Genomic DNA, 23,768 nt, shown 5'->3' on the forward strand with positions numbered 1-23,768 from the left:
CTACGCTTGCTGGGAGATGACTCCACGAGTGTTCCCATGCAAGCGTTGCTCCAGTATTTCAAAGCGATCCTCAATCCCGGGCCCAGCGTGTTTTTGTTTGCCTTGAGAACCGTCGCGGCCGGGTTGCTGACGTTGTACCTGGCCTTCCTGTTCGATCTGGACCAGCCCAAGTGGTCAATCATGGCTGTGGTCATCGTCAGTCAGCCGCTCGGCGGCATGGCGCTGGCACGCAGTTTCGGTCAGGTCATTGGCACCACCTTGGGTGCCATCGTCGCGGTGGTGATCATGGCGATATTTCCCCAGGCGCCACTGCCTTTCATTCTGACCCTTGCCCTGTGGCTGGCCCTGTGCACGGCCGGCGGCACCCTGTTGCGCTACACCAGTTCCCAAGCGTTTGTGCTCAGCGGCTACACCGCGGTGGTGGTGGCTTTGCTGGCGGTGCCGGATCAGGACGGTACGTTCCTGCTGGCGGTGACACGCGTGACGGAAACACTGTTGGCGGTGGCCTGTGTATGCGTGGTCAGCCTGCTGACGGCGCGACCGGAAACGGTGGCCCGGGATTACTTCACTCGCATCAACCAAGTGATCAAGCTGCTGGCGACCCACGCTGCGGCGGTCATTCGCACGGAAGAAAGTGAAGAAGAATTCCATCGGCGGCAAATGCAACTACTGGGCGAAATCAGCGCCCTCGAAGGCGTGCGTCGGCACTTGTATTTCGACGCGCCACGGCTGCGCAGTGCCAATGGACTGGTGCAGTTACTGGGTAATCAACTGGTGCTGTTGACCTCACGGCTGACGGCGTTGCGGCATCAGCGCCAGTTGCTGACTGAGCGCCTGGAAGGAGAGTTGACCGAAGAGATCCAACAGATTCGTGCTGAGGAATTGCGTTTTCTCGATGAGTTGGCGCAGGAGGGGCGTTCGCTATCGACTGAGTCCCGCCACCATTTCACGGTGCTGCAGCAACGGTTCGATGATCTGGCCTACAGGGCTGAGCAGTTGACCGAAACGATGCCGGCCACCGTGCGCTCGCTGGCGTGGGCGCTGCGCTGGGAGCAGGCGCGGTTGCTGGAACAGTTGGGGCAGATTCTGGAACTGAGTGACGCGATTCAGGAAGAACGCCAAGCCAGTTCGGTATTTCGCGGCCAGGACAATCCCCTGCACCTGGATTTCACCTTGGCGGCGATGAACGCCACCCGGGCCTTTACGGCGTTGGTAGTGGCCGGTCTGATCTGGATCGAGACCGGTTGGGACGGGGCGCGGGGCGGGATGATTCTGGTCGGTATCTTGTGTTCGCTGATGGCAACCTTCCCGCGACCGTTGCTGGCTGCGCAAAGTTACGCCAGGGGCCTGGGCCTGGCGTTGGTGGTATCGGCAATCTACCTGTTCATGCTGGTACCCATGATCAGCAACTTCGAGCTGTTGGCCTTGTTGTTGGCACCGTTGCTGTATGCCGTGGCCGTTGGGCTGGCCAGCCCGGCCACTACGGGAACGGGTATTGGCCTTGGGCTGTCGACGTTTTTGATGGTGGGCCCGCAAAACGTCGGGATCGGCCAGAATTCTGCGATCCAGTGGTTCGAATTTGCCGGTGCGTACATCTGTGCGACGACACTGGCGCTCAGCGTCTATGCGCTGATTTTTCCGTTCAGGCCCGCTCTGCGGATTCGCCGTCTGTACCACGAAAACCGCGAGCAGGTGTACGCCTTGCTGAAAACCCCGGCCACCGATGAGCAACAGTTTGCCTTCGAAAGCCGTATGGTTGATCGGTTGACCATGATGCTGGGTTTGCTGCCTGCGGTTACCGACAAACAGTCCCGAACATTGTTCGAATTCAGTCTGGGGTGCATGGCAGTGGGCGTGGCGTTGAACCAGCTCAGGCAACAAGCCCTGCGCAACACCTTATTGAGTGCCGATGTGCAGCACCGCTTGCTGGCGACGGTTCAGGACACCGGGCGTTTGCTCGCGGGTCGGCCTGGCCTTGCGCTTGATCCGGTGCTCAGCGCCTTGCGTCATCTGGGCGATCATTTGGATACCTTGCACGCAGGCGTCCATGAACACCTCTGGACGGTGTTTCGCATGCGCGTGGCGTTGCTGATCGTCGTGTCGTTCCTGGAACGACACAGGGAACACTTTCAACCTGTCGACCCGGAAGGAGTAGCCGACTTTGCCCATTGATCTGGAAATAGGGGGCGTCTACTTACCGCCCATTGCGCAGGCCCTGTTGCTGGCCTTGCCGATTTTTTTGGTCGTGGACTGGATGCTGCGGCGCATCGGTGTACTGCGTTTCGTCTGGCACGAAGCCTTGTTCGAAGGCGCGCTCTACGCCTGCGTCTGCGCGACGCTGATTCTGCTGATGGGAGCCTGGTGACTTGAAAAAACTACTTCCCCGATTGACGACCGTCGCAATTGTATTGCTGGCCTTCGTGCTGGGCTGGTTCGCCTGGGAGCATTACACGCGCGCGCCGTGGACTCGAGACGCGCGGGTGCGGGCCGATGTGGTGACCTTGTCTGCCGATGTGTCCGGGCGCATCGTCAGCCTTGTCGTTCAAGACAACCAGCACGTCGAAAAGGGCCAGGTTTTGCTGGAGATCGACCCGGCGCGTTACACCCTGGCGGTCGAACATGCCCAGCGCGCGGTGGAGGTGTCCAAGGCAACGCTCGGTCAGTCCGAAGCGACGATTGTGTCCAGTGAAGCCTTGCTCAGACAGCGCGAAAGCGAAGAGCGCCGGCGGCGTACGCTCAAACAGGGGTTCGCGATCTCGGGCGAAGAGTGGGAGAAAGCCAGTACCGAGGTGGCTGTTGCCAAGGCCGAGTTACTGCGCAATCAGGCCAATCTGGGGTTGGCCCAGGCCAATGTGCAGTTGGCCATTGCGGCGCTGACTCAGGCCGAACTGGACTTGCAACGCACCCGAGTGGTGTCCCCGGTCACTGGCTATGTCACCAATCTGCTGACCCGTGAGGGCGACTACGCGACGGCGGGTGGAGCGCTGCTGGCGCTGGTCGACAGCGATTCGTTTTATGTGAGCGGCTACTTCGAGGAAACCAAGCTGCCGCGCATCGAGGAGGGCGATCGCGTGCGGATCGAGTTGATGAGTGGCGAGAGGTTCGGTGGCACGGTGCAAAGCATCGCCTTTGCCATCGCCGACCGGGAAAACCTGCCGGGCGGCCGTTTACTGGCGAATATCAATCCCAGTTACACCTGGGTGAAACTGGCGCAACGGGTGCCGGTGCGGATCCGGATCGACGCGGATTACGCCGCGAAACACCGCTTGCGTGCCGGGACCACGGCCACCGTAACCGTCATGGAAACCCGAGACGCTCAAAATCAACACTAACCCCTGTAGGAGTGAGCCTGCTCGCGATGGCGTCATACCTGTCGACGTCATCGTTGCCTGACACACCGCCATCGCGAGCAGGCTCACTCCTACAGGGGATGTATGTCCGGCGCAGATTTTTTTCACCGCTGATCAAAGGTGGGATTGTGATGAATTCAATAATCGTGCAGACAAAAAAAGCCCCGCGACCGAATGAGACGCGGGGCTAAAAAATGGTCGGTTGCGACCAACCAAAGGGGCCTTTGAAACGGTTACTTCGAGGCGACTGTTTCCGGTGCCCAGCCGCCGCCGAGGGCTTTGTAGATGGCGACGATGCCCCGGTACAAATCGACTTCGGCCTGAGCCTGGGTGTCTTCTGCGGCCAGTCGTTCACGTTGGGCGTCGAGCAGGACGAGGAAGTCCGCCGTGCCTTCGCGGTAGCGAATCTGCGCCAGGTCGGCCGCCGCGCGGCTCGATTCACTTTGACGAATCAGCGAAATCAGGCGTTGCTGGCGTTTGCCGTAGTCGCTGAAGGCATTTTCAGATTCTTCCAGCGCCAGCAGCACTTGCTGCTCGTAGGTCGCCAGGGCGCCTTCGGCATCCGCATCGGCACCGCGTAAACGGGCGCGCACGCTGCCCAGATCGAACGCCGCCCACGTGATGCTCGGGCCAAGTGCCCAGGCGTTGGCCGCCGAGGAACCGATCTGCGAGCCACGCCCGGCGGTGAAGCCGAGGAAGCCGCTGAGGCTGACCCGAGGAAACAGGTCTGCCTTGGCCACGCCGATGCGCGCCGTGGCCGAAGCCAGTTGGCGTTCAGCGCTCAGGATGTCCGGACGCCGCTGCAGCAACTCGCCCGGGTTGCCAATCGGCAGCGCCTTGGCAATGGCCGGCAAGTCTTTCGGGCTCAGGTCCACGGTCAGTTTGTCCGGACGTTCACCCAGCAGCGTGGCAATGCGGTTTTTCTGCCGCACCTGTTCCGCCTGCAATTGCGGCACGCTGGCTTCGACCGACGCCAGCCGCGCATCGGCGCGCTCCACGTCCAGCTGATCGCCCACACCGGCGTCACGCAGGCTGACGGTGATCTTGCGCGACTCCTGCTGATTATTCAGGTTGGCCAGGGCAATTTTTTCCCGCAGCTGCGCGCCGCGCAATTGACCGTAGGCATCCACGAGTTCGGCAATCATGGTGACTTGCAGTTGATACAGATCCGCCTCGAACGCCTGCTGCTCGGCGTCGGCCGATTCCAGGTTGCGCTGGATACGGCCAAACAGGTCCAGCTCCCACGCCATGTCCAGGCCCAGGTCGTAGCGTTCGCTATTGACCCGTTGGGTGGTCTGGCCTGGAATCTGCCCCTTGGCCAGGTCACTGCTGACCCGGCTGGTGATGGTCGGCATGGCGTCATTGCTGACGTCATCACGAATTGCCCGGGCGGCTTTCCAGCGCGCGAAGGCGACGCGCAGATCGCGGTTGCCTTGCAGCGATTGAACCACCAACTGGTTAAGCGTCGGGTCTTCGAACTGCTGCCACCAGATGCCTTCGAAACGCGAACGGTCGTAGTTCTTCTGACCGGCCGCGCCGTCGGTGGCGGTGGTGATGTTGGCCGGCTCAGTGGCGGGGGTCTTGTAGTCCGGGCCGACGGCGCAGGCACTCAGGGCCAGCACCAGAAGGCTCGGAAGGAAGGCTTTCAGGCTCATTAGTGCGCCTCCGGTTGCTGTTGAAGATTCAGCGCCTTGGCGGCTTTACGCTTTTCACCACGCTCCACGAAATTACGGATCAACACGTAGAACACCGGCGTCAGCAACAGACCGAAGAAGGTCACCCCAAGCATCCCGGAGAACACGGCGACACCCATGGCGTGGCGCATTTCGGCACCGGCACCGCTGGAGAACACCAGTGGCACAACACCCATGATGAACGCGAAGGAGGTCATCAGGATTGGCCGCAGACGCAGACGGCACGCTTCGAGCACCGCATCGAGCGGGCTCATGCCTTCGTCCTGCTGTTTATCCTTGGCAAACTCGACGATCAGAATCGCGTTCTTACAGGCAAGCCCCACGAGCACAATCAATCCGATCTGGGTGAAGATGTTGTTGTCGCCTCCCCAGGCAATCACACCGGTGATGGCCGACAGCAGGGTCATCGGTACGATCAGGATCACTGCCAGTGGCAGGCTCCAGCTCTCGTATTGAGCGGCGAGTACCAGGAACGCCAGCAGTACACAGAGCGGGAACACGAACAGCGCGGTGTTGCCGGACAGAATCTGCTGGTAGGTCAGGTCGGTCCACTCGTAGACCATGCCATTGGGCAATTCGTCCTTGAGCAGTTTCTCGATCGCTTGTTCGGCCTGGCCGGAGCTGTAGCCGGGGGCTGCCGCGCCGTTGATTTCAGCAGTAATGAAACCGTTGTAGTGCATCACACGGTCCGGCCCCGAGGTGTCGCTGACCTTGATGAAGGTCGCCAGCGGGATCATCTCGCCCTTGTTGTTGCGCACTTTCAGCTGGCCGATCTGGTCCGGCTCGAGACGGAACTGCTGTTCTGCCTGAACGTTAACCTGATAGGTACGGCCGAAACGGTTGAAGTCGTTGGCATACAGCGAGCCCAGGTAGATTTGCAGGGTGTCGAAGATGTCGCTGACGGCCACGCCGTGGGTCTTGGCTTTTTCTCGGTCGATAGCCGCATCGACCTGGGGCACGTTCACGGTGTAGCTGGTGAACAGGCCGGCCAGTTCAGGCACGTTGTGGCTCTTGTTGATGATGTTCATGGTTTCTTTGTACAGCTCGTCGTAGCCCAGGTTGCCCCGGTCTTCGATCTGCAGGCGGAAGCCACCAATGGTGCCCAGGCCTTGTACCGGCGGTGGCGGGAAGATCGCCATGTAGGCTTCCTGAATCCCGGCGAACTGGCCATTCAACGCACCGGCAATCGCGCCGGCGGACATGCTCGGGTCTTTACGCTCGTCGAACGGTTTCAAGGTCACGAACACGATGCCGGCGTTAGGACTGTTGGTGAAGCCGTTGATCGACAGGCCCGGGAAGGCCACGGCGCTTTCTACGCCAGGCTGTTTCAGGGCCAGGTCGGACATACGCTTGATCACGTCTTCGGTACGGTCAAGGCTCGCCGCATCCGGCAGTTGGGCGAAGGCCACCAGGTATTGCTTGTCTTGGCCAGGCACGAAACCGGTCGGGGTGTGGGCGAAACCGAAGAAGGTCAGCACCATCAGGCCGGCGTACACCAGCAGGGCGATACCGCTGCTGCGGATGACCCGGGCGACGGTCCCGACATAGCCATGGCTGGCGCGTTCGAAGAACCGGTTGAACGGACGGAACAGCCAGCCGCCCAAGAGCTTGTCCAGCACTTTGGTAAAGCGGTCTTTCGGCGCGTTGTGGCTCTTGAGCAGCACGGCGGCCAGGGCAGGGGACAGGGTCAGCGAGTTGAACGCCGAGATCACGGTCGAGATGGCGATGGTCAGGGCGAACTGTTTGTAGAACTGGCCGGTGAGGCCGGAAATGAACGCCGCCGGGATGAATACCGCACACAGCACCAGCGCCGTCGCGATGATCGGCCCGGTCACCTCACGCATGGCTTTCTTGGTGGCTTCTACGGGCGTCTCTCCCAGCTCGATGTGCCGTTCAACGTTTTCCACCACTACGATGGCGTCATCCACCACGATGCCGATGGCCAGCACCAATCCGAACAGGGAAAGGGCGTTCAACGAGAAGCCGAACAGGTGCATTACAGCGAACGTACCGATCAACGACACCGGCACCGCTACCAATGGAATGATCGAGGCACGCCAGGTTTGCAGGAACAGAATCACCACCAGGACAACCAGAATCAGTGCTTCGAAGAGGGTGTGAACCACTGCCTCGATGGAACCGCGCACGAAAATGGTCGGGTCATAGACGATGCTGAAGTCCATGCCTTCCGGGAAGCTCTTTTTCAGTTCGGCCATCTTGCCGCGCACTTCATTGGAAATGTCGATGGCGTTGGAGCCTGGACGCTGGAAGATCGGAATCGCCACCGCCGGTTGGTTGTTCAGCAACGAACGCAGGGCGTATTGGCTGGAACCCAGTTCAATGCGGGCGATGTCCTTGAGGCGCGTGATTTCACCGTTGTCGCCGGAACGAATGATGATGTTCTCGAACTCTTCCTCGGAAACCAGACGTCCCTGGGTGTTGACCGACAGCTGGAACGCGGTGGCATTCGGTGCAGGAGGAGCGCCCAGTGCACCTGCAGCGACTTGACGGTTCTGCTCACGAATCGCACTGACGACATCGGTGGCGGTCAGGTTGCGCGAAGCGGTCTTGTTCGGATCGAGCCATACACGCAGCGAGTAATCGCCCATGCCGAACAACTGCACATCGCCGACACCGCCCAGACGTGCCAGCTCATCCTTGATGTTGAGCAAGGCATAGTTGGACAGGTAGAGCATGTCGTAGCGTTTGTCCGGCGAGGTCAAGTGCACAACCATGGTCAGGTCGGGCGATGCCTTGTCGACGGTGATGCCAATGCGCGTCACTTCTTCTGGAAGCTTGGGCTCGGTCCGGGTCACGCGGTTCTGCACCTGCACCTGAGCGTTGTCCAGGTCAGTGCCCAGCGCGAAGGTGATGGTCAGGGTGATCTTGCCGTCAGCGGTGGACTGCGAGGACATGTACAGCATGTTCTCGACGCCAGTGATGGCTTGCTCCAGCGGAGCGGCCACGGTTTCACCGATGACTTTAGGGTTGGCTCCCGGGAAGTTGGCGCGGACCACAACGGTCGGCGGCACGACTTCCGGGTATTCGCTGATCGGCAACTGGAACAGCGAGATGGCACCGGCGATCAGGATCAGCAGCGACAGCACTGCTGCGAAGATCGGCCGCGAAATGAAGAATTGGGAAAAATTCATCGGAGTTGTCGTCCCTTAACCGCGTGGAGTCGCGACAGCCACTTTCACAACCGAACCCGGCGCGACCTTGGCAGGTGCGACTTGGGGCAGGTTGCTGGCTTCCAGCGCTTGTCGTTGTTGAGCGAGAGCCGCGAGGGTTTGTTCGCTGGCCATAGGGATCACTTCAGGGGAGACCGGAGAACCAGGACGCACCCGTTGCAAACCTTTGACGATGACGGTGTCATCCTTGGACAGGCCGTTACGCACGATGCGCAGACCTTCGATCTTCGGACCCAACTCGACGGCGCGGTAGGCGGTTTTGTTGTCAGCGTCCATCACCAGCACGAACTTTTTACCCAGGTCGGTACCGACTGCTTCGTCGTTGATCAGCACGGCGGAATAGGTGCCGCTGCCGACCAGTTTCAAGCGTGCGTACAGGCCAGGGGTGTAGGTACCGTCGGTGTTGTCGAACACTGCACGACCGCGGATGGTGCCGGTTTTCGGGTTGACCTGGTTGTCGACGAAGTTCATGACGCCCTGATGCGGGTTGCCGTCTTCGTTGGACAGGCCGAGGTAAACCGGGGTGGTTGCGCCGCGTTTCCCCTGACGAGCCAGTTGGCTGTATTTGAGGAATACACGCTCGTCAGCGTCGAAGTAGGCGTAGACCTTGTCAGTGGAGACAACACTGGTGAGCGCCGTGGTGTCGGCGGTGACCAGGTTACCGGCGGTGATTTCCGCACGGCTGACACGGCCGCTGATCGGCGCGGTCACGCGGGTAAAACTCAGGTTCAGTTTGGCGAGGTCCAGTTGCGCCTGAAGGGCACCGACCGCCGCGCGGGCTTCCTGGGAGGCGCTGGTGCGCGAATCGGCCAGCTCGGCGGAAATCGCATTGCTGGTACGCAGGCGCTCACCGCGTTGGGCTTCGTTTTCGCTGCGGGTGGCGTTGGCGCGGGACTGGGCAACCAGGGCTTCGAGGCGGCGGACCTCGGCCTGGAACGGACGCGGATCGATCTGGAACAGCAGGTCGCCTTTCTTGACCAATGCGCCTTCGGTGAAGGCCACTTCGTCGATCTGCCCGGAGACCCGAGGGCGTATTTCTACAGTTTCCGGGGCTTCGAGGCGGCCGGTGAATTCGTCCCATTCGTTGACGGGTTGTTCGAGCACCTTGGCCACGCTGACCTTGGCAGCAGGCATGGCGGCCGCCGTATCCGGAGTCTTGCCGCAGGCGCTCATCACCAGTACGGCCAACAAGGCCAACGGGAAGCGCAAATGTTTAAGTGACTGTTCCATGGATGCATCCGCCAATGTATTGAGAATGGACGGATGATGCTCGGCAGGGTTGTATCGCACGAATCGAATGAAGCAAAGGTAACTATCATTCGGAATGATATAAGACCGAAGTTAGCCCTCTAGTCTGCACCTTTCGTTAGGGGGCTATCAATTGGTTTGATGACAATTCAGTGTTGCGGGAAGTGCAAAGGATAGGCTGGAAACCGAGGCGCGGCCATCGCGGGCAAGCCACGCTCCCACAGGGGCGAGAAAACTACGCGAAACGGTCTGGATGCATCACTCTCCGCCGGTTTCCACTTCCCGTTCTTCGAATGCAGAGCGCACGGCTTCCACCACACGTTCCGCCCGGTGAGCGTCAGCCAGTTGCGGATACGCTTTTTTCAATTTACCGGATACCTGCCAGCCTTGTTCCTTGAGTGAGCGAATGATGCGGTTGGCGTCCTGATCCGGCATTTCCAGCACCTCTTTGAGTCGCTCCTGGGCGCGCTGGAAAATGACCAGCACGCGCGCTTCCTCGACCATCTCGGTACGGACCGTATGCGCCACGACCTGCGCCGTGTACAGGACATGCTCCGTCAAATCGGGATAGCGCCACGCGAATTGCGCATCGGCGTAGTCATCGAAGACAAGGTTGCTGCGGGTGCCGTCCTCGTAGACGACTAGTTCGCCAAACCGATAAGACGCTGCATAGCGTTGCATGAACGGTCGTGAAAACACCTCCAGCGTACGATCGTAGCGCGCCCGGAAATCAATCGAACTTGTAATGGTGGCCGACACCGGCAGGATCACGCCATCAGGCACCGCCCGGTCACGGATCAGGCTGTCGTTGATCAGGAAGCGATGAATCCGGCCATTGCCGTCGCGCATCGGATGGATATACACAAAGGCGAAGGCGATTGCACCTGCTCGAGCCAGCGGCTCGGCGCCACGTGTTGCGTGCTCGAATGCTTTCAGACCGTCGAGCAGTTGTGTCACTACCTCAAATTGCGGCGCAATGTAGTGCACGATGTCCTCGCGTATGGTCGCCTGTCCCACGAAGACTGGGGAGCGCCGCAGGCCCAGCCCTAATGCCTCATGACCTAAAATAGCGGCTTGCAATGTGTGCAGGCTGTCGTTGCTCAACGGGTCTTCGATGTGGCCACAGTACTGGGCAATCACATGGGCAAACCGCTGAATCCTGTCGGCCTTGTCTGCCTCTCTCTCGATCAGAAAGCTCGCACGAGACTCCTTGAATGTCAGCCAGCTGGCGGTGCGCATCAGGATATCGGCGCCAAAGGTTTGATTCAGCTCGCGAAGTGCCGCATCCAGGTCAAATTGCAACGCTTCCTGCACGGTCTCGGTACGGCGGACCAAGGGGCAGAACTCCGCCACGCCGGGCAGATTATCGTTGATGCGCCAGCGCCGTATCCGCCGTGGCTCGACTCGGGTGAGGTATTTCTTTGACGAGATGGCATCGACATAGCCGCCATTGGTGACATCTGGCACATCCAGATGAGCTTCGGTCAGCCACTCATAAAGGAATCCGGTGCGGCGGGCGTATTGGCCAAAGGGCGATTGTCGGCACCAGGTTTCGATGGGCTCTGGGCCAACAACAGCAAACAGGCGGGCAAAAAATTCGAGGTGAATTTCCTCGTATTTGAGCCCAAACTCGAAATGCCCCGCGAAGTCGTCAGAAGGCTGGTAGCTGGCGGGATACTTGCTCTCGACATGCCCGTTGTTCTCGCGGCTCATGCGTGTCGTACCCATCACCGATTCGACACGTAGGGGTTGTGCAAGCGCGATACCGTAACGATCCGCGAGTGCCTTGAAGCCTACTTGCATGGTTGAATCCCCTAACGAGCACTAAAAAATGATAGCCAGAAGGGGATACTACGCGAAAACGATAATTTGATGGGCATGAAGACTGTGCTTACGTGTCCTCGAGAACCCGCACAGTCAAAGACTGTCCGGATCCCCAAAAAACATCTGAATCCGCGACCGTAACCAACGCTCGCCCGGATCATTATCCTGCGATCCGCGCCAGGCCATGTGCAATTCAAAAGTGCGTGTCGGCAACGGCGGATCTTCCGCACGTACACCCCCAGCCGCCGTCAACGCCTCAGCCGTGTAATCCGGCACGGTCGCGACAATATCGGTCCCGGCGAGCAGGGTGCTCAACCCGTTGAACTGCGGTACCGCGAGCACCACATGGCGTTTGCGCCCGAGCTTCTCCAGCTCTTCATCAATAAAGCCGCTCAGGTCGCCAGCGAACGACACCAGCGCATGAGGCCGCGCGCAATAATCATCCAGGCTCAACGGGCCCGGCACGGTGTCGGCACGCAACAGCTTGGGCTGGCTGCGTCGCAGGACCTTGCGCTTGGCATTGGCGGGGAGATCGGTGGTGTAGCTGACGCCGATGGAGATCTCGCCTGAAGCCAGCAGTCCCGGCATCAGGATGTAATTGACGCGACGCACCACCAGCACGATGCCGGGGGATTCGGCGCGCAGGCGCTTGAGCAGCATCGGCAGCAGGGCAAATTCCACGTCGTCCGACAGGCCGATACGGAACACCGCCGTACTGGTCGCAGGGTTGAACTCGGACGCACGACTGACCGCAGTGGAAATCGAATCCAGGGCCGGGGAGAGCAGGGCAAAGATCTCTACCGCCCGCGCGGACGGTTCCATGCTGCGCCCCGTGCGCACGAACAACGGATCATCGAACAGCCCGCGCAGGCGCGAGAGCGCCGCGCTGATCGCCGGCTGGCCGAGGAACAGTTTTTCCGCAGCGCGGGTCACACTGCGTTCGTGCATCAATGTTTCGAATACGATCAACAGGTTCAGGTCGACACGACGCAGGTCATTACGATTCATCTGGAGTCCTGGCAGAGTCTAGGCTTGACGAGAGCGGTCATATGAGAACAATGGCCGGCATGAATCTTACGGGGAAAGGCTGGTACTCTGCACCGAATAATTCAGTTTACGTGCAACGGCCTTCCAGCTTTCACGACAACCGTTGATCCTGTCGATGCTGCGGAATCAATGACAGGCATGTCGACTATTAATAGCCACTGATAGTCTTGGGTAGAAAGCCCAGATAGAGTTCAGGGCATTAGAGGTTTCTTTGACGAGGTTTGCGATGTCACGCACGATCCGTTTTCACAAGTTTGGTCCAGCCGAGGTGCTCAAATGCGAAGAGCATGCGGCAGCACTCCCTGCACCGGGCGAAGTGCAGGTGCGCGTCGAGGCGATTGGCATCAGTTGGTACGACATTCTGTGGCGCCAGAACCTGGCGTCGTCCCATGCCAAGCTGCCTTCGGGCCTTGGCAGTGAAATGTCCGGCGTCGTCACTGCAGTAGGTGAGGGCGTGGATGACTTGGCGGTGGGTGACAAGGTCGCCAGCTTCCCGGCCGAAAGTCCCAACGATTACCCGGTCTACGGCGAACAGATTGTTCTGCCGCGCACAGCATTGACCCGATACCCGGATGTGCTGAGCCCGATTGAAGCCAGTGTGCATTACACGCCGCTGTTGATTGCCTATTTTGCCTACGTGGATCTGGCACGGGTCAAGCCCGGGCAGTTCGCCCTGGTGACTGACGCCAGTCACTGCGCTGGTCCGTCATTTGTCCAGTTGGGCAAAGCGCTGGGCATACGGGTGATTGCGGCAACGAAGAGTGCAGATGAACGCGACAACCTGCTGTCCCTGGGCGCCGAGAAAGTCATCGTCACCGAGGAACAGGATCTGCTGATGCAGATCAACAAGATCACCGATAACCGCGGTGTCGATGTGGTGTTCGATGGCCTTGGCGGGCCGCAGATGTCTTTGCTGGGGGATGTGCTTGCCCCGCGTGGCAGCCTGGTGTTGTACGGACTGCAAGGGGGTAACCAGACCCCGTTCCCGGCATGTGCAGCGTTCCAGAAGAACATTCAGTTCTTCGTGCACTGCATCGGTAACTTCACCGGCAAGCCGGAGTTGGGGATTGTCCAGGATCAGGTGGCGCTGCAACGGGCGTTGCGTGATATCAACCAGCTGACCGCAGACCGTGTGCTGCTGCCGCTCAAGACCCGGGTCTTTCCGTTTGCCGAGTTTGTCGAGGCTCATCGCTACATGGACGAATGCCCATGCCGCGAACGAGTAGCTCTGCAGGTTGAGCCGGCGTAAATTCGGCCCAATGAAAAGTCCGTGCTTGCACGGGCTTTTTTTTGTCCGTCGCACGTAAAACGGGACAACCATTCAGTACTGCGCTTACCGGCCAGGTAACTGAACTGGTTTTTGCTCTTGATCTGTATCTTCTAATCAGTCTGTAAGCCTTGATAATTGAATGATTGCTTTCATCTCAAGGAATGAGTCATGACTGAGTGTCAACTCAATACTTTTAACCACGTTATTTTGATATATGCCGAACATTCTGTTCGTCGTTCTCCAGTTGCCGAAAAAACACGGGTGACTTTCTTCCTTATTTCTTGTGCTCCCTGTCTGTGGGACGCTGTCGGAAATTTCCTAAGATATCTGAAGACATCTCAAGCCCGCGCCCTTGCGGGGTGTTCGGGCCATTCGCGTTCAAATAAAGCTTGTTCGAGCTTTATTTATTTCAAGTAATGCCACAAACCTTAAGTGCTAGCATTTAGTAATAAAACCCTGTCTTCGAATCAAGGCGGGCAAGGCACGTCGTAAAAGTTATCGCGCTGCGTGCGATATCGAACTTACAAGTATCAGGTACATAAATATGACCAGCATCCATGATCAAGCCATGAACCATGTCTACCAGCAAATATTGCAACGGTTGATGGGATTCTTCTCTCGCGCCGAACGTACGGCATTGCAGCTCTTGATCCAGCGCTTGATGGTGGCAGCGGGGGGCACAGAGCGGATTGGCACTTACAAGGTGCTGGCGATCCAGTCCGGGTCTCGCGACAGCTGCTACACCCTTGCATTGCTGCGTGCCGCCCAGCTGAGTATTGCCGGTCGGTCGCCCGCCACGTTTCAATTGAGGGTGGCGTCGTTACAGCTGAACGGCACCAGCGCGACGTCGCTTGAAAACATCCACCGCAGCTACAGCGCCTTGTTCCTGTACGACGATCCTCGCGTCGAAGTGCTGATGGTCGATAATCGTGAGGTCCTGCCATTCAGTCATCCAACGCCGATCTCCGATGCGGGCTTTGAGGCCAATCGACTCAATTTTCTGATGGTGGGCCATCGTCGTCCACGTGAAGGCGCGCTTGACCTGTGGGATAACGGGTACCTGGCCACTGGCGAGTTCTATGGACAGATTGCCCGCTGGGACAGTGGTGTCGATGCATTGATCTGCAGCGAAACGCCTCGCCAGCAGAAGCAATTTCTCGAAGGACTGAAACGGGCGACGACCAAAGCGGGATGCCGTCCGACCATTCACCATGAGCCCAGCTACGAGGCATTGTTTGCAATGCTCGATGAGCTGCGGGGTGACTGCTACCGCGCGTTCTATCCGGAGCTTGATCAGGTGCAATGGCGACCTGCGGAACATTTTGAATCCTGTCGCCGAACCACCTTCATTGACACCAATGACCTGTTAATCAGTGACCTGGAAGAACGCTGGCCGCTGCTTACCGAGTTTCTTGGCTATCGACCGGACGCGCTGCCGGCACCGTTTGCCGAAAACGAATACGTCAGCCTCGGCATATCCGCTCACCTTCGGGGCTTGCAGGAGTGTTTCATGCACGGCGGAAGCTATGACGCGGGCGTTACCGAGCTCTTGCAGCGGGCATTGGTGATGATGCGTCGCAAGCAGGCTCCGGACAGTGCGTGTCAGCAGGCAGAAAAACTGTTTGGCAAGCTGGCGACTCAACCAGATCAGCGTGATTTGGCAGCGGCAGAGGCGCAAAAAAGCCACGGCTTGAGCGAGGCCCAACTGGTGTGCCTGCTTTTTGCGCCTTTTGTCGACAAAGGCAAAGGGCTTGAGCACTTTCTGCGTCGGTGTCATCCGGGAATGTTGGTGGCCATGCCGGACTTGCATCGGGCAATGCAAGGCGAACCGGTGCCCGAGCAGATTCTGCAATGGATGATCGACGTCAGCGGGTTACCCATCAGTCTGATTGGCAAGCTTTATCGCATGGCACCCCTGGCTGACGATACGTCGAACGTTCACGCAGCAACCAGCGACGGTAGCATCGCCTTGGCGGGTGAATGGTCCGCAGGACGTTGAGCGGGGTGCGGGAAACCGGCTTTGCCTACCAGGCGGTGTACCGGTACTTGACTCATCTGATCAACGAGTCTGCCAACGACGAGCGCATCCGGCTCCCATCGCTTCGTCAGTTGGCAGACCGTCTGAGCGTGTCGATTTCGACGATTCAGTACGCCTACTCGCTGCTGGAGAAGGAAGGGCGGGTTTACTCGGTTGCCAAATCGGGCTATTACGCGCTGCCGGTGTCCTCGATTGACACCCTGGTGGGCGGGCGCGATTTACTCGAAACCGTCTACGTCAATGCCAGGCGTCCTGCAATGCTTGTCCTCAGTGCGGATGAGCCGACATTGTTGCAGCCCCTGGACAGTCCACTGTTGCTGCTGGAGAGAGAGCTGCTGCGGCAATATCCGCGTCAGCCGCAATCTTGTGTGCAGCCTTGCGGTGAGCTGGAACTGCGCGCGGCGCTGGCAGCGCGTTACACCACCTCACCCCAGCGTTGCTGGCACGCGGATGAAGTCTATATCGGAGCGGATCTTCGGGGTGTGCTGGAAATTCTGATCGCGGTTCTGGGCCTGCGGCACAAGACGGTGGTAGTTGAATCGCCGTGCGACTGGACCATTCTGCGCTTGCTCCAGGCCGCTGAAGTACAGGTGATCGAACTACTGGTGCGGGCAGATGGCAGTCTGGATGTTGACTCGCTCAAGCAGATCCTCGAGATGAAAAACGTTCAGCTGGTGCTGTTGTCCTCAAGGTTGAATATGCCGCGAGGCAGTTTGGCGCCCGACGACAACCGCCAAGCCATTGCGCAGTTGCTTGAGCAGCATGGCAGCTGGGTGCTGGAGAACGATTGTCACGGCGAGCTCGGTTTCGAACCGGATGGTCTGCGTTTTCGCGATCTGCTGAATCCAGACCGATTGATCGTGTTTTCCACGTTCGAGAAAGTAATCGGCCCGGAAGCACCTTATGGCTACGTGCTTTCCCGGCATTTGCGCGACGAACTGCAACGGCAATTCCTGTTGCGCTCGTTTCGCCTGTCACCGTTTCGCCAGAAAGCAATTGCGCGCTTGTACAGCAACGGGCGCATCGATCAGCACCTGCAGGTGCTGCGCCGGTTGCTCAAGGACCGTTCCGTGCAGATGACTCAACTTCTGCGCGAGCGCTTGGGTGATGCCTTGCATGTTGTCGAGCCACAAGGCGGCGCGACCCTGTGGGTGCGCTCGTTGCGTCAGGTCGACATCAGGCGCGTGTTTCAGCGATTGCTCCAACGGCATGTGCTCATTGCGCCGGGTGAGCTGTTCAGTCTTCAGGATTTGCACGGGCAGCACCTGCGCCTGAGCCACACCTTTGGCGGCGACCATGACCTGCCCGCCGCATTGGGTCTTCTGGGCGATGCGCTGCGTCTGGAATCGATCGACTGAGCAGGGCAGTCAGCCCTCTTCGAATGGCCGTGGATCGATCCCATCGCGTTGTGGTCAAACTGCCAGTAAACTGCGATCCAATTCCTGAACCAATCGATTCCAGAGGTTTTGCATGACACTCAGTCCTTTTGCGGGCAAACCGGCACCGGCAGAACTGTTGGTCGACATCCCGCGACTGGTTACGGCCTACTACACCGGCCAGCCTGACGCCGGCATTTCCACCCAGCGCGTGGCTTTCGGCACGTCAGGGCATCGGGGCAGCTCGTTCGATTTGAGTTTCAATGAATGGCACGTCCTGGCCATCAGCCAGGCGATCTGCCTGTACCGCGAAGCGCAGGGCATCGATGGCCCGCTGTTCGTCGGGATCGATACCCACGCACTGTCCACCCCTGCAGGGGCCAGCGCCCTTGAAGTGCTGGCAGCCAACGGCGTGACGGTGATGATCGCGCAGGGCGACGAGTACACCCCGACGCCCGCCATTTCCCACGCGATCCTCTGCTACAACCGCGGCCGTACCTCGGGGCTGGCCGACGGCATCGTAATCACGCCGTCGCACAATCCTCCGCAAAGCGGCGGCTACAAATACAACCCCACCAATGGCGGTCCGGCTGATACCCACATCACCAAGTGGATCGAAGCCAAGGCCAACGAACTGCTGAGCAACAAGCTGGCTGGCGTCAAGCGCATCAGCTACGAGCAGGCGTTGAAAGCCGGCACGACCCATCGCCACGATTACCTCAATACCTATGTCGCCGACCTGATCAACGTGATCGACTTCGATGCCATTCGCGACGCGAAATTGCATTTGGGCGTTGATCCGCTGGGCGGAGCAGGGGTGCGTTACTGGTCGGCGATTGCCGAGCATTACAAACTGGATCTGGAAGTGGTCAACCAACAGGTCGATCCGACATTCCGCTTCATGACCGTCGACTGGGATGGCCAGATTCGTATGGACCCATCATCGAGCCATGCCATGCAAGGTCTGATTGGTCTCAAGGAACGCTTTGATGTGGCGTTCGCCTGCGACCCTGACCACGACCGACATGGCATCGTGACCCCCTCCGGTGGCCTGCTGGCGCCAAACAGCTACCTGGCGGTCTCGATCGATTACCTGTTCCAGAACCGCCCGCAATGGCGCGCCGACGCCGCCGTGGGCAAAACCGTGGTCAGCAGTGGCCTGATCGACCGCGTCGCCAAGCGCCTGGGTCGTCGTCTGTACGAAGTGCCGGTCGGCTTCAAATGGTTTGCCGACGGTTTGTTCGATGGCTCCCTGGGCTTTGGTGGGGAAGAAAGCGCCGGTGCTTCGTTCCTGCGTAAGGATGGCGGCGTCTGGAGCACCGATAAGGACGGGCTCATTCCTGCGCTGCTGGCTGCAGAGATGACGGCGCGTACCGGCCGTGATCCGAGCCAGGCATATCGCGCCTTGACCGACGAACTGGGTGAGCCGTTCTCGGTACGGGTCGATGCCAAGGCCAATCCTGAGCAGAAAGCCTTGTTGAGCAAGCTGTCACCCGATCAGGTGACGTCGACCCAACTGGCGGGCGAAGCCATTCAAAGCATCCTCAGTCACGCACCGGGTAACGATCAGGCGATCGGTGGTTTGAAAGTCATGACCGAAAACGGCTGGTTCGCCGCACGTCCATCGGGTACCGAGGACATCTACAAGATCTACGCCGAGAGCTTTGTCAGTGACGACCACCTCAAGCAATTGGTGGCAGAAGCTCAGACGTTGGTGGATGGTGCTATTTCCACGAAATAAACGCGGATACGGTGTAGAGGGAGGTTAATCCCGCTCTGCTGATATCCGGGCATGAAAAAGGGCGACCCTAACCGGTCGCCCTTTTTTTGCCTTGCCTTCAAGCAATCAAGCCACATCCACCAGAACCACTTCGCTGTCCTCAATGGCCGTCACGCGCAGGACCTGTTCATCCGCAATTGCCACACCGTCTCGAGCTTTTGCGCGTAACCCGTTGATTTCAATAAGGCCGGTTGCCGGTACCAGATAAGCCCGTCGCCCTGCGTCCAAGTGGTATTCGGCAGACTCGCCGGCTTTCAAATTCGCTGCCACCAGGCGGGCGTCCGCACGGATTCGCAGACTTTGATCGTCGCCGGCCTTGCCGCTGGCCAGGGTCACGAAACCTTCACGCTGACCTTTAGGGAACGGTTTGGCTCCCCACGACGGGGCTGAACCGGCTTCATTCGGAATAATCCAGATCTGGAAAATCCGCGTCTCGCTCGATTCCAGGTTGTACTCGCTGTGCGCGATCCCGGTACCGGCACTCATCACCTGCACATCACCAGCCTCGGTTCGGCCCTTGTTGCCCAGATTGTCCTCATGGGTGATCGCACCTTCACGAACATAGGTGATGATTTCCATGTCCCGGTGAGGGTGTTTCGGGAAGCCCGTTCCCGAAGCAATCACATCATCATTCCAGACCCGCAAGTTGCCCCAGTTCATGCGCTTGGGGTCATGGTATTCGGCGAATGAAAAGTGGTGATGCGCATCCAGCCAACCATGATGGGCGCCGCCCAGGGAGTTGAAAGGTCTGAGTTCGAGCATGGTCGTCTCCGGAAAGGGTTTGTTGATGGCGACCATCATCTACGAGCAACGCATCGATAAAAAGCGTAAAAAATGCCTCATTACAATCGAATAATTCGATGCTGTTTAAAATGGAAAATGGCTCATCCAACCTTCACTTCACTCTACAACTCGATGACCTGTAAGCATTTTGCTAGAACTCAATGGCAAATGAAGACACCATAGCGCTCAACAGCCTCACACCCTGGAGTCAGTCCGCGTGCCGCAACACACCCCCGATCTCCCCCCCGAACTTCGTCCCCTGGCAGAGATGCCTTTGCTCAAACGCCTGGCCGCCCGGTTTTTTGGACATGGCCTGACGCGCTTGCGTGCTCAGCACCGTGCCTCGTGGTTGCATGGGCAGGCAGATGGCTTTCGCAGCGGCCACAGCGCGGGTGTGGATTACGGCTACAAGGAAGGCAAACTCGAAGGTCTGGAGGAGGGGCGACAGGTCTTGCTGATCCGCGACTCGCGCTCCACCGAGCATCGTGCCCCGAACGTGGACGACAACCTGTTCGACGATTGGCGCCTGCCTCTGAGTGCCGAACTCAAGAAGCGCATGAAGGCCGATGTTGCCCGATTACTGCCAGCGCATGCCCAGCCAAGTGCTGCGCAGTGGAAAATGATCTTCAGCGACACGCCCTCAACGTCGGTGATAGCCGGCGCGGGCGCTGGCAAGTCGACGACGCTGGTGTTGCGAATCGTGCTGCTTGTGCACTATCTGGGCTTCGAGTTGAGCTCCATGACCGTAGTGACCTTCACGCGGGAATCGCGCAAGGATTTCATCAATAAACTGGTCGAGCTGTTCGCCCTGTGGGGCCGGGCGCTGAGCGTGAAAGAGGCGCGAGAGCTCGTTCGTACGTTTCACTCTCGAATCCTGCCGATGGTGCGCAGCCTGCCAGGCTTCGAACGCCTGCAAGCTTTCGAAAACCTTAGCCATCGCACGCAAAATGCTGATGAGGATGTCGACAGCAACCCCTTCGACCTGCGCATCAACGATGCTCAACGCCAGCAACTGAATGCGTGCTATCACGGCTTGCACACGCGCGATGAACGTTTTCGCGAGTTGATCAGACCTCTGTCTCGCCATGCCCTGCAGCTCAAGGAGCTGGAGCGCGATCACCCGGACGTGCAAAAGCGCATGGCCGTGACCGAATTGGCCGCCAAGCGCGACGAAGAACTGTGCGATGCCATTGAAGATTTGTGGTTTCGCGCTGGTGCCTGGCCGATTAAAGGGATCGAACCGAATCGCCAGTCGTTCGATATCAACGGATCAACATTTCATTGCCACGGCTACATTCCGAGCCTTGATGCCTGGGTGGTGCTGGGGTTCGACCCAAAGGAAAACCCGCAAGTCAGCCGCCCTGGCGCCAAGCTAAGCGTACGGGCGGAGTGGGCAGTCAAGCGCACCCTGTTTCAAGCTTTCTGTCGTAAACCATTGATATGGTTGGATAACTACGAATCATCGAAACGCGTGTTGGCGTCCCTTGCCGGTGACGCAAGTGCCGGGCCGGGCTTCGACTACAAGGTCAAGGGTGAGCTGGGTTCAGCTCCGTTACTGGACTGTTTTGTCGCTGCCGCAGGGTTTATCGAAAACCTGGGGCTGGATGTGCCGACGGCTGTGGGCCAGATGAGTTTCGCCAAGGACGACCCGGACCGGTTTTTCTTCGAGGCGCTGAGCCTGTATTGGCGAGCACTGGAAGACCATCTGCTGGATCAGAAACCACCGGTCATGACTTATAACCGGATGTTTGCGCTGTTCAGTGAGCATTCACCGGAAAACCTCAAGTTACTGAGCGATGAACTGCTGCGGCCAATGTCCCACCTGATGATCGACGAATTTCAGGATGTCTCGCCACAAATCGTTTCCTGGATTCGCGCAAGCCTCGCGCAGATCCGCAGTCGAGGTCCGGCGATGCACGTGGGGCGCGGGGCGCAACGCTCGTCGTTGCTCTGCGTGGGCGATGACTGGCAATCCATTTATGGATGGCGCGGCAGTTCACCCACGTATTTCATGGAATTCGCCAAAGAGTTCCCGTCGCCAAGCACGACAAAAGTGATGCTGAGCGACAACTACCGCAGTCATCAAGCCATCATTGATGCCGCCGAACATATCGTCCGTGCCGCGCCCGCGATTGCTGGAAAGAAGGCCAAGGCCAGTGGCGAACCCAAAGAACTCGTCCCCGTGAGCGTCTTCGATCGGGATGATCAGAGCATGGCCAGTCGGCTGAATGAGCATTACAGCAAGGGTGATTCAATCTTGATGTTGTATCGAAAAAGTAGCGATAAGCTATTGATAGAGCAGCATATTCAGTCGGTAGTTAATGTGGATTCTAGCTTGCCGTATGAGTCGAGGCGATTGAAGCAGCTCACGTATCACAGCGCGAAGGGGCTTCAGGCCGATGCGGTTTTCCTGCTGGGTGATTGTCAGCACCTGACCAGTTCGCCTTACAAGAACCAGGTCTATCGCATGGCGGGCCTGGGCAAGGCCGGCGACAGTGAGGCGTATGACAACGCACAAAAAGACGAAATCCTGCGCCTGGCTTATGTCGGCATCACCCGGGCGGTGAGCCATTGCTATTGGTACGTCGATGCTCAGGACACTCAGGCAGTGAACATGCCAAAAGCCTCCGACCGGATTGGCAAGGGCAAGGCATTCTTCGCCGATTACCGCAGATAACCTGTAAGAGCTGTCGAGTGAAGCGAGGCTGCGGTCTTTTGATCTTCAAAATCACCAAACCAAAAAAAGCCCACAATTGTGGGCTTTTCAAACACGCTCAACACTTCACGCATAACTCCTGAACGCCGCCGGCGGAATAAAAGCCTCAAGCTCATCCTCCACCGCTTCGATGATTCTCTCCACATCCGCCGCATTCATCACCGTTGCGCAAGGAATGCCGGCAATGGCGATCATGGTCTCGCCACTCGCTCGATCAAACAAACGGGCAATCATGCTGCCCGGCGCATCCATGCTCGCCTCGAATCCCATGGGATGAAAATGCCAGCGCATCAGCTGGCAGGCGTTTGGAAAAGTAACCTTGCTAAAACCTCTATTCATGTGTTGCCCGCCTTCTTAATCGAGCGCTTCCGTTAGCTCATGTTAGGAGGGTAGAGCCTTCATTGGCTCAACCGGTGATGACATTAAAAGTAGCATCCAGATGTGAAAGTCTCGTGGTTTTTTCAAACCGTTTGGCGATTGCTTTCGCTTTTTTTGACACAGGTCACGCATCATCGATCATTGGGCGATATGCCACTATCGGCCTATCCCTACATTTGTCGTTGAAGCCCAGTCCGAACTTGGGCAAGCTCGGCTTTTTCCCGTTGAGACCCCCTATGCACGCCGACGATGACGGCCCACTGCAAACCCTGACCACCGGCGAGACGGTGATGCGTTACCACTTGCGCTGGAAACACCGGGACCTGGACGGCGTCATGGCGCTGTATCACCCGGACGTTCAATACAGTGATTTTTTCCAGAACCGTGTGATGGGCCTGGATGAATTGCGTGATTACGTGCGCGATAGCATGCCCCGTGACCCGGACGAAGCCCTGGAGCATTCGGACCGTATCCGCCTGGATGGCAACACGGCGTTCATTCAGTACCGCATCACACTGCGCGGCGGTGAGGGACTGGTGTCGTTCAGGGCAAGTGAAGCGATCACAGTTCGGGACGGATTGATCTGGCGAGTCAACGAATACGCCTCGCTGGTTCGCGAGCAGGTGTCCAGCCAAGCAGTCGCCAGCAAGCGCGCGGCGGTCAGCCGGTTGGGGTTGTCACCACGCCAGCTGAGCTTCATGGCCGAAGACCTGCAACAGTACTTCCAGCGTCAGCAACCTTACCTGGACCCTGAGCTCGACCTGCAACGGGTAGCGCAGGAATGCGGGTATAGCCGTAACCAGATCTCCTATCTGTTGAATCAAGTGCTTGGCCAAAGCTTCTACCGGTACGTCAACCAGGCGCGTTTGCACCACTTGCTGGCGGCGCTGGATACCGCGACGCCCCCGCTGCGTGTGGATGAGCTGGCCTTTGCCGCAGGGTTTAACTCGTTGTCGGCGTTTTACAGCTGTTTCCGCCAGCACACCGGGCAATCGCCGAAGGCCTACGTCAAACAAATTTCTTTGCGTGCACGCGCGCAAGACAGCCACTGAGACCACGCACTAGGATCAACG

General features: G+C 58.6%; 16 protein-coding genes. 9 read left to right on the plus strand and 7 right to left on the minus strand.

Annotated elements, in window-relative coordinates:
- The first annotated feature begins 36 nt into the window (after positions 1-36).
- Genes H7698_RS16880 through H7698_RS16890 form a run of 3 tightly spaced genes read left to right on the plus strand, consistent with a single transcriptional unit; the run spans position 37 to position 3,332 of the window.
- Positions 37-2,172, plus strand: coding sequence for an FUSC family protein (locus H7698_RS16880; protein ID WP_194692177.1), 2,136 nt, complete (start codon positions 37-39; stop codon positions 2,170-2,172).
- The gene (locus H7698_RS16885) at positions 2,162-2,365 is read left to right on the plus strand and encodes a DUF1656 domain-containing protein (protein WP_162438217.1); all 204 of its coding nucleotides are present in this window, start codon (positions 2,162-2,164) and stop codon (positions 2,363-2,365) included. The genes H7698_RS16880 and H7698_RS16885 overlap by 11 nt, the downstream gene beginning before the upstream one ends.
- Before the next feature lies 1 nt (position 2,366).
- Positions 2,367-3,332: an HlyD family efflux transporter periplasmic adaptor subunit gene (locus H7698_RS16890; protein WP_194692178.1), complete on the plus strand. Its 966-nt coding sequence runs from the start codon at positions 2,367-2,369 to the stop codon at positions 3,330-3,332.
- 251 nt (positions 3,333-3,583) lie between these two features.
- Here H7698_RS16890 and H7698_RS16895 read toward each other — a convergent pair whose 3' ends face one another.
- The 5 genes from H7698_RS16895 to H7698_RS16915 form a co-directional block, all read right to left on the minus strand.
- The gene (locus tag H7698_RS16895; RefSeq protein WP_194692179.1) at positions 3,584-5,005 is read right to left on the minus strand and encodes an efflux transporter outer membrane subunit; all 1,422 of its coding nucleotides are present in this window, start codon (positions 5,003-5,005) and stop codon (positions 3,584-3,586) included.
- On the minus strand, positions 5,005-8,196 hold the full coding sequence (locus H7698_RS16900; RefSeq protein WP_162440028.1) for an efflux RND transporter permease subunit: 3,192 nt from the start codon (positions 8,194-8,196) through the stop codon (positions 5,005-5,007). Before H7698_RS16900 ends, H7698_RS16895 begins: the two co-directional genes overlap by 1 nt.
- A 15-nt stretch (positions 8,197-8,211) precedes the next feature.
- Positions 8,212-9,465, minus strand: a complete 1,254-nt coding sequence (gene mexE, locus H7698_RS16905; RefSeq protein ID WP_194692180.1) for a multidrug efflux RND transporter periplasmic adaptor subunit MexE — start codon at positions 9,463-9,465, stop codon at positions 8,212-8,214.
- Positions 9,466-9,741: 276 nt separating this feature from the next.
- Positions 9,742-11,286, minus strand: a complete 1,545-nt coding sequence (locus tag H7698_RS16910) for a Fic family protein (RefSeq protein WP_194692181.1) — start codon at positions 11,284-11,286, stop codon at positions 9,742-9,744.
- 114 nt (positions 11,287-11,400) lie between these two features.
- On the minus strand, positions 11,401-12,315 hold the full coding sequence (locus H7698_RS16915) for a LysR family transcriptional regulator (RefSeq protein WP_162440031.1): 915 nt from the start codon (positions 12,313-12,315) through the stop codon (positions 11,401-11,403).
- Positions 12,316-12,580: 265 nt separating this feature from the next.
- Between H7698_RS16915 and H7698_RS16920 the strand changes: the two genes are divergently transcribed.
- The 4 genes from H7698_RS16920 to pgm all read left to right on the plus strand — a co-directional run bounded on the left by H7698_RS16920 (position 12,581) and on the right by pgm (position 18,779).
- Positions 12,581-13,603 carry a zinc-dependent alcohol dehydrogenase family protein gene (locus H7698_RS16920; RefSeq protein ID WP_162440032.1) on the plus strand — a complete coding sequence of 341 codons (1,023 nt, stop codon included), beginning with the start codon at positions 12,581-12,583 and terminating at the stop codon, positions 13,601-13,603.
- Positions 13,604-14,168: 565 nt separating this feature from the next.
- Positions 14,169-15,623: a hypothetical protein gene (locus H7698_RS16925; protein ID WP_194692182.1), complete on the plus strand. Its 1,455-nt coding sequence runs from the start codon at positions 14,169-14,171 to the stop codon at positions 15,621-15,623.
- Entirely contained in the window at positions 15,620-17,020 is a 1,401-nt protein-coding gene (locus tag H7698_RS16930) for an aminotransferase-like domain-containing protein (protein WP_194692236.1), read from the plus strand. Before H7698_RS16925 ends, H7698_RS16930 begins: the two co-directional genes overlap by 4 nt.
- 112 nt (positions 17,021-17,132) lie before the next feature.
- The gene (gene pgm / locus H7698_RS16935; protein WP_162440034.1) at positions 17,133-18,779 is read left to right on the plus strand and encodes a phosphoglucomutase (alpha-D-glucose-1,6-bisphosphate-dependent); all 1,647 of its coding nucleotides are present in this window, start codon (positions 17,133-17,135) and stop codon (positions 18,777-18,779) included.
- A 105-nt stretch (positions 18,780-18,884) separates the two neighbouring features.
- Here the strand turns inward: pgm and H7698_RS16940 are convergent, their stop codons facing one another.
- Entirely contained in the window at positions 18,885-19,580 is a 696-nt protein-coding gene (locus H7698_RS16940; RefSeq protein WP_162440035.1) for a pirin family protein, read from the minus strand.
- 238 nt (positions 19,581-19,818) lie between these two features.
- On the opposite strand from H7698_RS16940, the gene H7698_RS16945 reads away from it, so the two are divergent.
- Positions 19,819-22,278 carry a UvrD-helicase domain-containing protein gene (locus H7698_RS16945; protein ID WP_194692183.1) on the plus strand — a complete coding sequence of 820 codons (2,460 nt, stop codon included), beginning with the start codon at positions 19,819-19,821 and terminating at the stop codon, positions 22,276-22,278.
- Positions 22,279-22,383: 105 nt separating this feature from the next.
- Here the strand turns inward: H7698_RS16945 and H7698_RS16950 are convergent, their stop codons facing one another.
- Positions 22,384-22,656, minus strand: a complete 273-nt coding sequence (locus H7698_RS16950; RefSeq protein ID WP_162440037.1) for a DUF1652 domain-containing protein — start codon at positions 22,654-22,656, stop codon at positions 22,384-22,386.
- Positions 22,657-22,931: 275 nt separating this feature from the next.
- On the opposite strand from H7698_RS16950, the gene H7698_RS16955 reads away from it, so the two are divergent.
- Positions 22,932-23,747, plus strand: a complete 816-nt coding sequence (locus H7698_RS16955) for a helix-turn-helix transcriptional regulator (protein WP_194692184.1) — start codon at positions 22,932-22,934, stop codon at positions 23,745-23,747.
- Positions 23,748-23,768 lie beyond the last annotated feature (21 nt).

The sequence above is a fragment of the Pseudomonas sp. p50(2008) genome (assembly GCF_015351605.1).
Classification (GTDB): Bacteria; Pseudomonadota; Gammaproteobacteria; order Pseudomonadales; family Pseudomonadaceae; genus Aquipseudomonas.

Coding starts and splice junctions, on each gene's coding strand:
- H7698_RS16880 (WP_194692177.1), top strand. CDS start 37: ATGCAAGCGTTGCTCCAGTATTTCAAAGCGATCCTCAATCCCGGGCCC.
- H7698_RS16895 (WP_194692179.1), bottom strand. CDS start 5,005: ATGAGCCTGAAAGCCTTCCTTCCGAGCCTTCTGGTGCTGGCCCTGAGT.
- H7698_RS16900 (WP_162440028.1), bottom strand. CDS start 8,196: ATGAATTTTTCCCAATTCTTCATTTCGCGGCCGATCTTCGCAGCAGTG.
- mexE (WP_194692180.1), bottom strand. CDS start 9,465: ATGGAACAGTCACTTAAACATTTGCGCTTCCCGTTGGCCTTGTTGGCC.
- H7698_RS16910 (WP_194692181.1), bottom strand. CDS start 11,286: ATGCAAGTAGGCTTCAAGGCACTCGCGGATCGTTACGGTATCGCGCTT.
- H7698_RS16915 (WP_162440031.1), bottom strand. CDS start 12,315: ATGAATCGTAATGACCTGCGTCGTGTCGACCTGAACCTGTTGATCGTA.
- H7698_RS16920 (WP_162440032.1), top strand. CDS start 12,581: ATGTCACGCACGATCCGTTTTCACAAGTTTGGTCCAGCCGAGGTGCTC.
- H7698_RS16925 (WP_194692182.1), top strand. CDS start 14,169: ATGACCAGCATCCATGATCAAGCCATGAACCATGTCTACCAGCAAATA.
- pgm (WP_162440034.1), top strand. CDS start 17,133: ATGACACTCAGTCCTTTTGCGGGCAAACCGGCACCGGCAGAACTGTTG.
- H7698_RS16940 (WP_162440035.1), bottom strand. CDS start 19,580: ATGCTCGAACTCAGACCTTTCAACTCCCTGGGCGGCGCCCATCATGGT.
- H7698_RS16950 (WP_162440037.1), bottom strand. CDS start 22,656: ATGAATAGAGGTTTTAGCAAGGTTACTTTTCCAAACGCCTGCCAGCTG.
- H7698_RS16955 (WP_194692184.1), top strand. CDS start 22,932: ATGCACGCCGACGATGACGGCCCACTGCAAACCCTGACCACCGGCGAG.